The 12,076-nt window shown below is 66.7% G+C and carries 10 protein-coding genes and 2 pseudogenes; 3 read left to right on the top strand and 9 right to left on the bottom strand.

Going from position 1 to position 12,076, the window contains the following annotated elements:
• Both VKI00_RS06090 and VKI00_RS06085 read right to left on the bottom strand, forming a co-directional pair.
• Positions 1 to 388, bottom strand: a pseudogene (locus VKI00_RS06090) (magnesium chelatase); the annotation flags it as partial.
• A 117-nt stretch (positions 389 to 505) separates the two neighbouring features.
• Positions 506 to 1,018 carry a hypothetical protein gene (locus VKI00_RS06085; RefSeq protein WP_324436106.1) on the bottom strand — a complete coding sequence of 171 codons (513 nt, stop codon included), beginning with the start codon at positions 1,016 to 1,018 and terminating at the stop codon, positions 506 to 508.
• Between the two features lie 290 nt (positions 1,019 to 1,308).
• Between VKI00_RS06085 and VKI00_RS06080 the strand changes: the two genes are divergently transcribed.
• Complete coding sequence (locus VKI00_RS06080) at positions 1,309 to 2,319, top strand: alpha/beta hydrolase (protein ID WP_324436105.1); 1,011 nt, start codon at positions 1,309 to 1,311, stop codon at positions 2,317 to 2,319.
• 5 nt (positions 2,320 to 2,324) lie between these two features.
• Here VKI00_RS06080 and purH read toward each other — a convergent pair whose 3' ends face one another.
• The 4 genes and pseudogenes from purH to VKI00_RS06060 all read right to left on the bottom strand — a co-directional run bounded on the left by purH (position 2,325) and on the right by VKI00_RS06060 (position 6,877).
• Complete coding sequence (purH, locus tag VKI00_RS06075) at positions 2,325 to 3,905, bottom strand: bifunctional phosphoribosylaminoimidazolecarboxamide formyltransferase/IMP cyclohydrolase (RefSeq protein WP_324436104.1); 1,581 nt, start codon at positions 3,903 to 3,905, stop codon at positions 2,325 to 2,327.
• Positions 3,902 to 4,531: a phosphoribosylglycinamide formyltransferase gene (gene purN / locus VKI00_RS06070; protein ID WP_324436103.1), complete on the bottom strand. Its 630-nt coding sequence runs from the start codon at positions 4,529 to 4,531 to the stop codon at positions 3,902 to 3,904. The genes purH and purN overlap by 4 nt, the downstream gene beginning before the upstream one ends.
• 45 nt (positions 4,532 to 4,576) lie before the next feature.
• A pseudogene (locus VKI00_RS06065) lies at positions 4,577 to 5,806 on the bottom strand (DUF6350 family protein); the annotation flags it as partial.
• Between the two features lie 186 nt (positions 5,807 to 5,992).
• Complete coding sequence (locus VKI00_RS06060; protein ID WP_324436102.1) at positions 5,993 to 6,877, bottom strand: DUF5336 domain-containing protein; 885 nt, start codon at positions 6,875 to 6,877, stop codon at positions 5,993 to 5,995.
• A gap of 274 nt (positions 6,878 to 7,151) precedes the next feature.
• Here VKI00_RS06060 and VKI00_RS06055 point away from each other — a divergent pair, with 274 nt between their 5' ends.
• Together VKI00_RS06055 and VKI00_RS06050 are read left to right on the top strand one after the other, a co-directional pair.
• Complete coding sequence (locus VKI00_RS06055; RefSeq protein WP_324436101.1) at positions 7,152 to 8,000, top strand: LLM class F420-dependent oxidoreductase; 849 nt, start codon at positions 7,152 to 7,154, stop codon at positions 7,998 to 8,000.
• A 78-nt stretch (positions 8,001 to 8,078) separates the two neighbouring features.
• Positions 8,079 to 8,414: a hypothetical protein gene (locus VKI00_RS06050; protein WP_324436107.1), complete on the top strand. Its 336-nt coding sequence runs from the start codon at positions 8,079 to 8,081 to the stop codon at positions 8,412 to 8,414.
• On the opposite strand, the gene VKI00_RS06045 is transcribed toward VKI00_RS06050, so the two are convergent.
• The 3 genes from VKI00_RS06045 to sucC form a co-directional block, all read right to left on the bottom strand.
• Positions 8,415 to 9,953, bottom strand: a complete 1,539-nt coding sequence (locus VKI00_RS06045; protein WP_324436100.1) for an acetyl-CoA acetyltransferase — start codon at positions 9,951 to 9,953, stop codon at positions 8,415 to 8,417.
• Between the two features lie 46 nt (positions 9,954 to 9,999).
• On the bottom strand, positions 10,000 to 10,902 hold the full coding sequence (gene sucD / locus VKI00_RS06040; RefSeq protein ID WP_324436099.1) for a succinate--CoA ligase subunit alpha: 903 nt from the start codon (positions 10,900 to 10,902) through the stop codon (positions 10,000 to 10,002).
• A gap of 13 nt (positions 10,903 to 10,915) precedes the next feature.
• Positions 10,916 to 12,076 (bottom strand): ADP-forming succinate--CoA ligase subunit beta (gene sucC, locus VKI00_RS06035; protein WP_324436098.1); only part of this gene is annotated, 1,161 nt, incomplete at its 5' end.

Genomic DNA, 12,076 nt, shown 5'->3' with positions numbered 1-12,076 from the left:
GGTGCTTCCACGCCACCGGCAGATCGTCACCGAGCGTGGCGGCCCGCCGGATCGACTCGGGGGTGATCGGCGAGTAGGGATGCTCACCGAGTTCGGCGCCCCCGATCACCGGCGTCCACTCGTCGAGGAGGCCGACCAGTGCCCGTAGCAATCGGGTCTTACCCTGTCCCCGCTCACCGAGTAGCACGAAGTCGTGGCCCGCGATCAGCGCCCGCTCCAGCTGCGGTAGCACGGTGTCGTCGAAGCCCAGGATTCCCGGCCAGACGTCGTCACCCTCGGCCAGCCCGGTCAGCAGATTTTCCCGGATTTCCTGTTTGACTCCCCGTTCACGGTGCCCGGCGGCACGCAGTTCGCCGACGGTGCGGGGCAAGTGGTTCGGTGCGGTCACCTCTCCACGCTACGACGGTCACGCAAATACGGCATCGCTCGCCATCAGCTTGGAACCAAGAAAGGTCGGGCAACCCGCGTGGATTGCCCGACTTTCCGAGGTGAACGTGAGGACCGACTAGCTCAAAGTGGCGGTGGCCTTCTCGTCGCCTTCCTTCCAGGTGACGGTGCCGTGCTCGAACGTCGACTTGTAAGTGCCGTCGGGTTCCTTCACCTCGTCCGAGGTCGGGTAACCCAGCTTGCCCTGCGAAGCCTGGTTGTCATTCCACGTGTCGCGGATCTTGCCCCACACGAAGTAGACCGGGCCGCCATTCCGATAGATCAGGACGCCATCATCGAACTGCTGGTAGACGCCGCTGTTGTCCAAGGTGGGTTTCTGGTTGTCGTACGGGGCGCCCAACTCCTTCTTTTGATCGTCGGTGAGCGTGTCCCACTTCGCCAGAATCGGTCCCTCCACCGTGTACTCCGTGCCGTTTTTCCCGGCGATCTGCGTCGAGGTTGGTGCCGCCGCGCTGGATGTCGGCTCCGCGGCAGCCGATGACATTGCAGACGACACGGACGAACTTGCAGAACTTGCGGCTTGACTGGCGTTGGTCTGTTTGTGGCAACCCACGCCGACCAGCGCGAACACCGCAATTCCGATCGAGAACAACGCTGTTCTTTTGGTTATCGCGCGCATTTCTTCCTCTCGAGTACCTTCGAATCACATAAGACTCGCCGCCGTCGACGCGCCCAATTCTCGAGCCTATTCCGATCCGATCTTGTTCGGCGCAAAATCGTGGCGACCCGCGACAGGAATTGCAACGCTTTGCTTAACGGTCGGCCGATGTTCGGGCGCGTGAGTGGCCTACGCAACGATCGCCGCGAGCCGATGCCAAGCTCACAGTTGGCGACGCCCAACTACCCGATACCCTCAGTATCGTGAACTCATCCGACTGGCCCGATCGACCCGAGACGTCGCACTTCGGGCCTGCCTGCTGGCAGTCCAGCCTGCTCGCCCTGTTGTCGGCGATCTTCGTGCGCCCGGTGCTGGCCACCTTGACGATCATCGGCTTGGTCGTCAACTGTTTGCGCCCCGAGACGATGCAGCGAGCCCGCCTCGATGTGATCGACAAACCGCTGCGGGTCATTCCGGCGCTGCCGGGCACCGAGGTCACCCCGGTCGCGCTGCCGCACTGCACCGCCGAGTGGGTGGTCGCCCCGGCGGCCTGCGATTCCGACCGGGCCATCGTCTACTTCCACGGCTCGGCGCTGGTGACCCTCGGCCTGAATTCGCATCGCCGATTCGTCAGCAAGTTGTCTGCGGCGACCGGTGCGCAGGTGTTCGACGTCGGTTACCGGCTCGCGCCGCAAGTCAGCATCGAAGAAGCGGTCTCCGACGGGCTGGACGCCTACCGTTACGTGCTGTCTCATGGGTTTGCCGCGGACCAAATTGTGCTGACCGGAGACTCGGCCGGCGGCCTGATGGCCGCGGATACCGCGCTCGCGGTCCGCGACGCCGGGTTGCCGGTGCCGGCCGGGCAGGCATTGCTCTCGCCACTGACGTCGGCGGATATGAGCTTGAAGTATCGAGCCCTCAAAGAGCATCGGGACGCGTTGTTTCCGTTCATGACCGTGAAGTTCATCTACGACGTGTTCGCCACCGTGAACGGCACCCGTCCGCCGCCGCTGATGCCGCCGGAGACGGACCCGCATGGCCTTGGCCCGTTCCGGCTGCAGGTCGGTACCCACGAGATGCTGCTCAACGACACCTTCGCGCTGGCCGAGCGACTGCGGGGGCACAACGTGCCGGTGTGGGTGCAGGTGTGGCACAAGGCCATGCACATGTTTCAGCTCAGCTTCGACGTCAACCCCGATGCGCGGCACGCGGTCGACGAAGTTGCCGCGTTCATCCGCCACGTGACGACCGCCCGCGACGAGGCCAGCGCTTAGGCGTCTCAGTGAGCGAAGTGCCGCGCGCCGGTCAGGTACAGCGTCACGCCGGCTTTTTCGGCCGCCGCGGTCACTTCGTCGTCGCGTACCGAGCCGCCCGGGTGCACGATCGCCGTGACACCGCCGGCGGCCAGCGTCTCCAGGCCGTCGGGGAACGGGAAGAACGCGTCAGAGGCCGCGACCGCGCCGCGGACCCGATCGCCGCCACGCTCTACCGCCAGCCGCGCCGCGTCGACCCGGTTCACCTGGCCCATACCGATGCCGATAGTGGCGCCGCCGGCGGCGATGACGATCGCGTTGGACTTGACCGCGCGGCAGGTTCGCCAGGCGAACGCCAGATCCGCCAGTGTGTCCGCTGACGCCGCCGCACCGGCCGCCAACGTCCAGTTCAGCGGATCGTCGCCGGGCGCGTCGATGCGGTCGCGCTGCTGCATCAGCAGGCCGCCGCTGATCTGACGGCGCTCGGTGTCGTCGCCCATCGGCTCTGATGCAACCAGCACCCGAATGTTCTTCTTGCCCGCCAGCACGTCGACCGCGCCCGGCGCGTAGGCGGGCGCGACGATCACCTCGGTGAAAATCGTGCTCACGTACTCGGCCATTTCGACGCTGACCTCGGTGTTGGCCGCGATCACTCCGCCGAATGCGCTCAGCGGGTCGCATTCGTGGGCCTTGCGGTGCGCGTCGGCGACCGAGGCCGACGAAATCGCGATCCCACATGGGTTGGCGTGCTTGATGATTGCCACACAGGTCTGCTCGTGGTCGAACGCTGCCCGCCAGGCCGCGTCGGCGTCGGTGAAGTTGTTGTACGACATCTCTTTTCCGTGCAACTGCTCGGCCTGCGCCAAGCCGGGCCACGCGGCGGCATCGACGTACAGCGCCGCCTGTTGATGCGGATTCTCGCCGTAGCGCAGCAATGCCGAGCGCTGCCATGTCCCCGCGATCCATTCCGGGAACGCCATCGCCGGCTGTTCGGGCGCCAGCGTCGAGCCCATCCAGCCGGCGACGGCGACGTCGTACTCGGCGGTGTGCCGAAACGCCAACGCCGCCAGCCTCTTCCGCTCGGCAAGGGTGAACCCGCCGCTGTGCACCGCGGCCAACACGCCGTCATAGCCGAGCGGGTCCACCACCACCGCGACGCTCGGATGGTTCTTGGCCGCCGCGCGCACCATCGACGGTCCGCCGATGTCGATCTGCTCGATGCATTCGTCGACACTCGCCCCGGAGTCCACCGTCTCGCTGAACGGGTACAAGTTGACCACCACCAGCTCGAACGCCGCGATCCCGAGTTTCTCGAGCGCCGCGGCATGCTCGGGCTTGCGCAGATCGGCCAGCAGTCCGGCGTGTACGTGCGGATGCATTGTCTTGACCCGGCCGTCGAGCACCTCGGGAAAACCGGTCACCTCTTCTACCGGAGTAACCGGGATTCCTTTATCAGCAATGGTTTTCGCAGTTGAACCGGTCGACACGATGTCGACACCGGCCGCGTGCAGGCCGCTCGCGAGCTCGACGAGCCCGGTCTTGTCATACACGCTGATCAGTGCGCGCCGGATCGGCCGTCGCGAGTCGTCGCCGTTTTCTGGGCTCATCCGATGGTCGCCTTTCGTCCGTTCCAGGTCACGCCGCCGGTCGCCACCGCGGCCACCACATCCACCAACAGCCGCCGTTCGGTGACCTTGATGCGTTCGTGCAGGGTCTCTTGGTCGTCATCGTCGAGCACCGGGATGGGCTGTTGGGCCAGTATCGGGCCGGTGTCGGTGCCCGCGTCCACCAGGTGCACCGTGCAGCCGGTGACCTTCACGCCGTAGGCGAGGGCTTCGGCCACCCCGTGCGCGCCGGGAAACGCCGGTAGGAGCGCCGGGTGGGTGTTGAGGATACGGCCGCAAAACTGTGAAAGAAATTGTGCTCCAAGAATTTTCATGAAGCCGGCGGAGACGACGAGGTCGGGTGAATGCGCTGCGGCGGCCTCGGTGAGCGCGGCGTCCCAGGCATCTCGGTCGGGGTGATCGGCCAGCCGCACTTTGAAAGTCGGCAGCGACGCCGCGGTGGCGATTTCGACGGCCCGGCAGTCGCGGTCTACGCCCACCGCCACCACCCGCGCCGGATAGTCACCGACGGCGGCGTCCAGCAAGGACTCGAGCAGCGAACCGGTACCCGACGCCAACACCACCAATCGTGCCGGTGCGCTGGGAGGCACGCGGAACGGTTGCTGCACAGGCCGAGCCTAATGGTCTTCGTCCGGCGGCGGCTGCTCGGCCGGCGGCTGATCGGCGGCCTCGACGACAACACCGGCATCGGCGGCCTCGACGGCCGGCTCGGCCGGCGGCGGCGCGGCCCGTGGCGGTTTGGGCTTCCGCGGGCGGTATCTGATTCCGCCGGCCATCACCACCGTGATGGCACCGACGACGGCGAACCAGAGAAACACCGCAAACCCGAAGGTGCCCTGGTCGGTCCCGACGTCGCCGAAGTTGCCCAACTGCCCGCCGGCGGCGTAGCCGAGCAACGCCATCGTCAGCGCCGCCACCCCGGCCGCCGTCACCAACTTGGCCATCGCCGCGGCGATCGGCAGCGGCCGGCGCGCACACTGCTGTCCGACCGCAACCCCGGCCGATGCGCCGACGATGAGCAGGGCAACCCACGCCGGCCCCAGCGGCGGATGCGGAGCCGCAGCCAGCACCGGCAACGCAGGAATGTCGCCGCCGAACACGGTGAACGAGCTGAACGTCGCAAAACCCAGATGGACACTGGATCCCACGGCAATCGCGGCGGTGCCGACGATGACGTTGGGCACGTAGAGGATCGACAGCACGGTCAGGCTGAACTGGCCGAAAATCGAATTGGTGATCGAGTACAGCTCCTGCATCGTCCCCCAATGCACGACCAGCGACGCGGCCGTGACCATGCCGGACAACCCGAGCAGCGCCAGCACGCCGGCCATCGCGGCCCGTAGCGAATCGGCCAGCCAGTCCGGCAGCGGCGACGTCCCCAGCACCCGGCGGCCGACCCGGGAGCCCACGCCGATCGTCGCACCGATGCCATGAACGACCAGCACGCTCATGAACGCCCGCAACGCGCTCGGCGTCTGCAGTTCGGTGATCACCGAGGCCGCGTCGTGGATGACAGCCAGCGAGATGGCGGCGATCAGCAGGGGTCCGCCCAGTGCCGACGCCACAATCCAGCGGATGACGAACCAGGACGCCCTGGCGGGAGTGGCCTGCGCGGTGGTGCGTGCGGTGCCCCACACCATCAACAGCACCGGCAGCAGCGGCATCACGCCGAGTTCGCGACCGCCGATCGAGATCGGCACCTGATGCACGCCGAGCCACATGCTGGCGATCGCACCCAACGCGCCGGTCATGTCGCTGTTGGCGATCAGCAACTCCAGCAGCGTCACCGCCGCGATGACAATCAACGCCACCAGGGCGGGACCGAACGCGACCCGCAATAGGTCGCGGGCCTGACGAGCGCCCGCCGCTGGACTGTCCTGCACCCGCGTCACGCTTCGAGCACGTTACCCCGCGGCCCGTCTGGGTGGCGACACGCCGCGCCCGGCTTCGCCACGCTAACGGTCGCCACTAGGTTCCGTGGGTGGCGACACGCCGCGCCCGGCTTCGCCGCGCTAACGGTCGCCACTAGGTTCCGTGGCTGGCGACACGCCGCGCCCGAGTGCGCACGGTTAGGACTGTGACGGGCCCGACGGCGACGATGGCGCTTGCGGCTGCTGACCCTGGCCATACGAGTGCTGACCCTGGCCGGAACCGGCGTGGTTTGCGGAGTTGCCCTGACCCGTGCTGCCGGAGCCGGACGACGGGGGCGGGCTGAAGCTGGGGAAACCCGTTGGCGGGGTGGGCGATCCCTGGTGTTGTGCCTCCGGCGAGCCGTGCTGCGGGCCGGATTGCGGAGACGGGATAGGGCCAGACTGCTGGCCGGCCGCGCTGAAGCCGCCGGTCGAAGGCCCCGACGGGTAACCGCCGTACCCAGACCCGTATCCGGACTGCTGAGGTGACTGCTGGTAGGGAGCCTGCTGACCGTAGTAGCCACCGTACTGCCCGTAGTGGCCGTACTGGTCGTACTTGGGACGGGGTGCCGGCGGGTTGATGACGCCCGCATCCAGCAACAGGGCGCTGACCGCGAGGATGGCCTGGAGCACTCCAGCGCCCAGCGCGAACCACAGCGCCCAGCCCCGGCCGGACGCGCCGATGGTGTCCTCGACCAGCAGCAGCCCGCCCAGCACGGAGATCGCCGCCACCACCGCGGCGTAGTTCTTGGCCTTGGGCAACAAGCTCACCCCGGCGAGCAGCGCCGCCAGCAATCCCAGGTCAATCGGCAGGGTGCTGCCGCTTTCGACGAGTTCGTCACCGTTCGGAAGGATTCGGGTGATCATCGGGCCGTAGCTCAGCAGGTAAGTCGCCAGGCCAAGCGCGACTACACCGACGGTCAGGTAGAGCTTCAGATTGCTTTCACCGTCATCGGATTTCGTGAACGAGGGTGCGGAGGAGGCTCCGTAGCCGCCGGGCGACTGCGCGGGCGGGTATCCGGGACTGCCGGGCGGGTAGGTCATGGCTTCTCCTGTGCCTTCTTTCAGTGCTGTTTGCGGCGCCGCTGTCGTGCGGCGCTGATACTCCCAGGCGGCCGCTGCTCGCGACGCTACCGCGTACCGGGCTATGAACGCCGTGACGAACAGCGCGGGCGTTTACGACGCGTGCCGATCACCCACGCTAGCGCACCTTGGCCAGTAGGCGCCGCTGACATCGACGTGATGTCGGCCCGTTTGTGCGGCGACGTGATGACCCCCGGCCTTGCCCACAAGATTGGAACACGTTCTAATTCAGGGCATGGACTACGGGCTTGTGCTGTTCACCAGCGATCGCGGCATCACTCCGGCGGCAGCTGCCACGCTCGCCGACAATCACGGCTTTCAGACCTTCTACGTACCCGAACACACCCACATCCCGGTAAAGCGCGAGGCCGCCCATCCGACGACGGGTGACGAGTCGCTGCCGGACGACCGCTACATGCGGACGCTGGACCCGTGGGTCAGCCTCGGTGCGGCGTGCGCGGTCACCTCGCGGGTGCGGTTGTCCACCGCGGTGGCGTTGCCGGTCGAGCATGATCCGATCACGCTGGCGAAATCTATCGCGACGCTCGATCACCTATCGGGTGGGCGAGTCAGCCTGGGCGTCGGGTTCGGCTGGAACACCGACGAACTCGCGGACCACGGCGTGCCGGCGGGGCGGCGCCGCACCATGCTTCGTGAGTACCTCGAGGCGATGCGGGCGTTGTGGACTCAGGAGGAAGCTTCCTACTACGGCGAATTCGTCAACTTCGGGCCGAGCTGGGCATGGCCCAAGCCCATTCAGTCGCACATCCCGGTGCTGGTGGGCGCCGCCGGGAACGAGAAGAACTTCAAATGGATCGCCCGCAGCGCAGACGGCTGGATCACCACTCCCCGTGACTTCGACATCGACGCACCGGTGAAGTTGCTGCAGGACACCTGGGCAGCCGCCGGACGTGATGGAGCGCCACAGATCGTGGCGCTGGATTTCAAGCCGGTGCCCGAGAAGTTGGCGCACTGGGCCGAATTGGGTGTCACCGAAGTGCTATTCGGCTTGCCCGACAAGTCCGAAGAAGAGGTCGCGGCATATGTGGAACGATTGGCCGGGAAACTCGCCGCGTTGGTGTGAGCTGATCGGAGCGTCGTGACAGCCGAGAACGACCAAGGCCGGCACTTCCTCTATCGCTACGATCCCCGGCTGGCTGCGATGTGGTTGCCGTTTTGGGCATGGCCCGGCACCCAGGGCGTGACCGTGACCGAGGACGGCCGTTTGGTCGCCCGCTATGGGCCGTTCCACGTCGACGCGCCGCTATCGCGCGTGCAAGATGCGCACGTCACCGGTCCGTACCGGTGGTGGACCGCGGTCGGCGCCCGGCTGTCGGCGGCCGACGACGGACTTACCTTCGGCACCAACGCCTCTGAAGGCGTATGCATCCACTTCGAGCCGCGAATCCACCGCGTGATCGGTCTGCATGATCACTCGGCGCTCACCGTGACCGTCGCCGACACCCAGGGGCTGGTCGACGCGATCAAGGGCGCCTAGTCAGCGCAGTGCGCAGCGATTTCCGTAGTCGAACGAGCGCACCACGACCGACCGCCCCAGTGGATCGCCGTCGGTGAGCAGCCCGATCAGGTCGTCGTCCTCGGTGGTCGCCAGGAAGCGGCTGTCGTCGGCGTCGAGCCGGCCGATGACGATTCCGGTCGGCCGGCCGCCGTCGCGCCGGACCGTGTAGGTCTCGACGGTGCCCGGGCCGTCGGCCTGCTCGGTCACCGGCTGGGTGGGCGATTGGCCGATCTGCTCCTGCAGCTGAGCGCTGCTGGCCGGTTTCCATTCGGCAGGTGTGGTGGAGTAGACGCCGACCGAGTATTTGCTCAAGATGCCGCCGTTGGCGCCGACGAGGCCGAATTGGCCTGGCGTGCTTCGGCATTTGGCGATCGTTTCGGCGACGCCGTGCATCGAGTAGTTGTTGCCGGCGCCGCCGAAGAACGGCAAGCCACCGGTCAGGGTCAGCCCGCGCGGGTCGTCCGGCGCGATTCCCACCCCGTCGCAGATGTTGAACACCGGCACCGGGAAGCAGCTGTACAGGTCGAAAGTCGCGATGTCGTCGATGCCGATGCCGGCGACGGCCAGCGCTTCGCGCACCGCCATCACCGCCGATGGGGCGTGCCCGAGATCCGGCCGCTCCAGCAGGCTCTGCTCTTCGAGATCGGCGTGCCCGTGCAGATAAACCCAATTGTCTTCGGGCACACCAAGTTTACGCGCAGCCTCCACCGACATCAGCAGCGCCGCCGCACCCTGGTTCACCTGGTCACGGGCGACCAGCAGCCGCGGGTACGGCTCGGAAATCATCCGGTTGCGCTCGGTGACCGTGATCAGTTCCTCGACGCCGCGTTCGACCGGCGCGGCGGCAAACGGATTCTCCGCCGCCACCTTTGTGAACGGCGCGAAAAGCTCACCCATTCGCCGCCGATAATCGGCCGGCCCGAGTCCGGTTCCGGCCCGCCGGGCATTCTCCAGCAGCCCGTACTGGGTGGGCGCGTCGACCAATCCGTGAATCACCGTGTAGCGACTGATAAGTCCGTCCAGGCCGTGGCCGCGGTCCTCCAGCGAACCGTCGACGGTCTCGGAGAAGTCCGGCTTATTGTCGGATCCGGCGAAGTAGCGGTTGGTCGAGGTCGCGTCGGAACCGAAGACCAACGCGACCTCGCAGCGGCCGGCGGCGATTTCACCGGCCAGTTCGGTGATCAGGTGCTGTGGCCCTTGTCCGCCAACGACTTCCAGGATGGCCCGGGCCGGGTCCGCGCCGATCCGGTTGGCCGCCGACCTCGGGTAGTTGTTCGACTTGCCCAGCACCGCCTTGGCTGGCCCCGAGATCTCGAATTGCCTTACGCCGGCGATGGTGTCGATCGACGCGGCCACCTTGGCGGCGTCAGCGCCGCAGTCCTCGAGCGCGGCGCGGGCACCGGCTGCCGCCAACTCAACCGCCGACATTCCCCGGTAGTAAGCGTCGTCGATGCGTTCCGCGGCCTGCCCGACACCGACAACGACCGGCGTGCTGGGGCCGATGGCGCCGCTCCTCATCGCTTCGCTCTGCATCGTCGCCGGCGCGGGTCCACGGTCATGGGGCCTACAGGCTCTGCAGGATCTGGCGGGCCAGCTCGGCGGTTTCCGAGGGAGTCTTGCCGACCTTGACTCCAGCCGCTTCCAGGGCCGCTTTCTTCGCGGCGGCGGTACCCGAGGATCCGGACACAATGGCACCGGCGTGGCCCATCGTCTTGCCTTCCGGCGCAGTGAATCCCGCGACGTAGCCGACGACCGGCTTGGACACGTTCGCCTTGATGTAGTCCGCCGCACGCTCCTCGGCGTCACCGCCGATCTCACCGATCATCACGATGACCTTCGTCTCCGGATCCTTCTCGAACGCCTCGATCGCGTCGATGTGGGTGGTGCCGATCACCGGGTCGCCGCCGATGCCGATCGACGTGGAGAACCCGAAATCGCGGAGCTCGTACATCATTTGGTAGGTCAGCGTGCCGGACTTGGATACCAGCCCGACGGGCCCCGACCCACTGATGTTGGCGGGGGTGATGCCTGCCAACGCCTCGCCGGGCGTGATGATGCCGGGACAGTTCGGCCCGATGATGCGGGTCTTCAGCCCCTTGTCGACGTTGTGAGCCCACGCATAAGCGCTGTCCTGCACCGGAATTCCCTCGGTGATGACCACCAGCAGCGGGATCTCGGCGTCGATGGCCTCGATGATGGCGTCCTTGGCGAATTTCGGCGGCACGAAGACGACGGACACGTTGGCGCCCGTCTCCTTCATCGCCTCCGCAACGGTGCCGAAGACCGGAAGTTCGACGTCCTTGCCGACGGCGTCCACGTGCGACACGGTGGTTCCCGCCTTGCGCGCGTTCACCCCGCCGACCAGCTGAGTACCGGCCTTCAGCATCAGCGCGGTGTGCTTGGTGCCCTCACCACCGGTGATGCCCTGGACGATGACCTTGGAGTCCTTGTTCAGGAATATAGACATGGGTCATCTCTCCTTAAGACTTGTTCGCCAGCTCGGCGGCTTTGTCCGCGCCGGCGTCCATGGTGTCGGCCTGGACCACCAACGGGTGGTTGGCTTGGGCCAGGATGCGGCGGCCTTCGTCGACGTTGTTGCCGTCGAGGCGCACCACGAGCGGCTTGTTGGCTTCGTCACCGAGCATGTTGAGTGCGGTCACGATTCCGTTGGCGACGGCGTCGCAGGAGGTGATGCCGCCGAACACGTTGACGAACACGCTCTTGACCTGCTTGTCGTTCAAGATCACGTCCAACCCGGCCGCCATCACCTCGGCCGAGGCACCGCCGCCGATGTCTAGGAAGTTGGCGGGCTTGACCCCGCCGTGCTTCTCGCCGGCATAGGCCACCACGTCCAGCGTCGACATCACCAATCCGGCGCCGTTGCCGATGATGCCGACCGCCCCGTCGAGCTTGACGTAGTTGAGGTCGTGCTCCTTGGCCTTGAGTTCGAGCGGGTCGGTGGCGTCGCGGTCCTCGAACTCGGCGTGGCCGGGGTGACGGAAGTCGGCGTTGGCGTCCAGGGTGACCTTGCCGTCCAGCGCGAGGATCTGGTCGTCCGGCGTGCGTACCAGCGGGTTGACCTCAACCAGCGTCGCGTCTTCGCCGACGAAGACCTCCCACAGCTTCGAGATGGTGACCGCCGCCGAGTCGAGCACCTCGGCCGGCAGATGACCCTGCTCGGCGATCGAGCGGGCTAACGCGAGATCGACGCCCTTGACCGCATCCACCGGCACCTTCGCCAGCCGCTCCGGTTTGGTTGCCGCGACCTCTTCGATCTCCACGCCGCCCTCCACTGAGCACATGGCCAGGTAGGTGCGGTTGGCCCGGTCGAGCAAGAAAGAGATGTAGTACTCCTCGGCAATGTCGCTGGCCTCGGCGACCAGCAGCTTCTTGACGATGTGGCCCTTGATGTCCAGGCCGAGGATGTTCTTCGCGTGGGTGTAGGCGTCCTCAGCGGTGGCGGCGTACTTCACGCCGCCGGCCTTGCCGCGTCCGCCGGCTTTGACCTGGGCTTTCACCATGACCGGCCGGCCGATCTCCTCGGCGATCGCCTTGGCCCCTTCGGGAGTGTCGGTAACTCGGCCGGGTGTCGTCGGAACGTTGTGCTTGGCGAACAGCTCTTTCGCTTGGTATTCGAAAAG

The sequence above is a fragment of the Mycobacterium sp. genome (assembly GCF_035314665.1).
GTDB lineage: Bacteria > Actinomycetota > Actinomycetes > Mycobacteriales > Mycobacteriaceae > Mycobacterium.
Note: the sequence above shows the minus strand (reverse complement) of the source record. Positions and strands in the feature narration are given on the sequence as shown.

Bases quoted from the DNA above. Each gene is read 5' to 3' on its own strand.
- VKI00_RS06050 (WP_324436107.1), top strand. From the start codon at position 8,079: ATGTGGTTGCCGTTTTGGGCATGGCCCGGCACCCAGGGCGTGACCGTG.
- purH (WP_324436104.1), bottom strand. From the start codon at position 3,905: ATGAGCCCAGAAAACGGCGACGACTCGCGACGGCCGATCCGGCGCGCA.
- VKI00_RS06060 (WP_324436102.1), bottom strand. From the start codon at position 6,877: ATGACCTACCCGCCCGGCAGTCCCGGATACCCGCCCGCGCAGTCGCCC.
- VKI00_RS06045 (WP_324436100.1), bottom strand. From the start codon at position 9,953: ATGAGGAGCGGCGCCATCGGCCCCAGCACGCCGGTCGTTGTCGGTGTC.
- VKI00_RS06055 (WP_324436101.1), top strand. From the start codon at position 7,152: ATGGACTACGGGCTTGTGCTGTTCACCAGCGATCGCGGCATCACTCCG.
- sucD (WP_324436099.1), bottom strand. From the start codon at position 10,902: ATGTCTATATTCCTGAACAAGGACTCCAAGGTCATCGTCCAGGGCATC.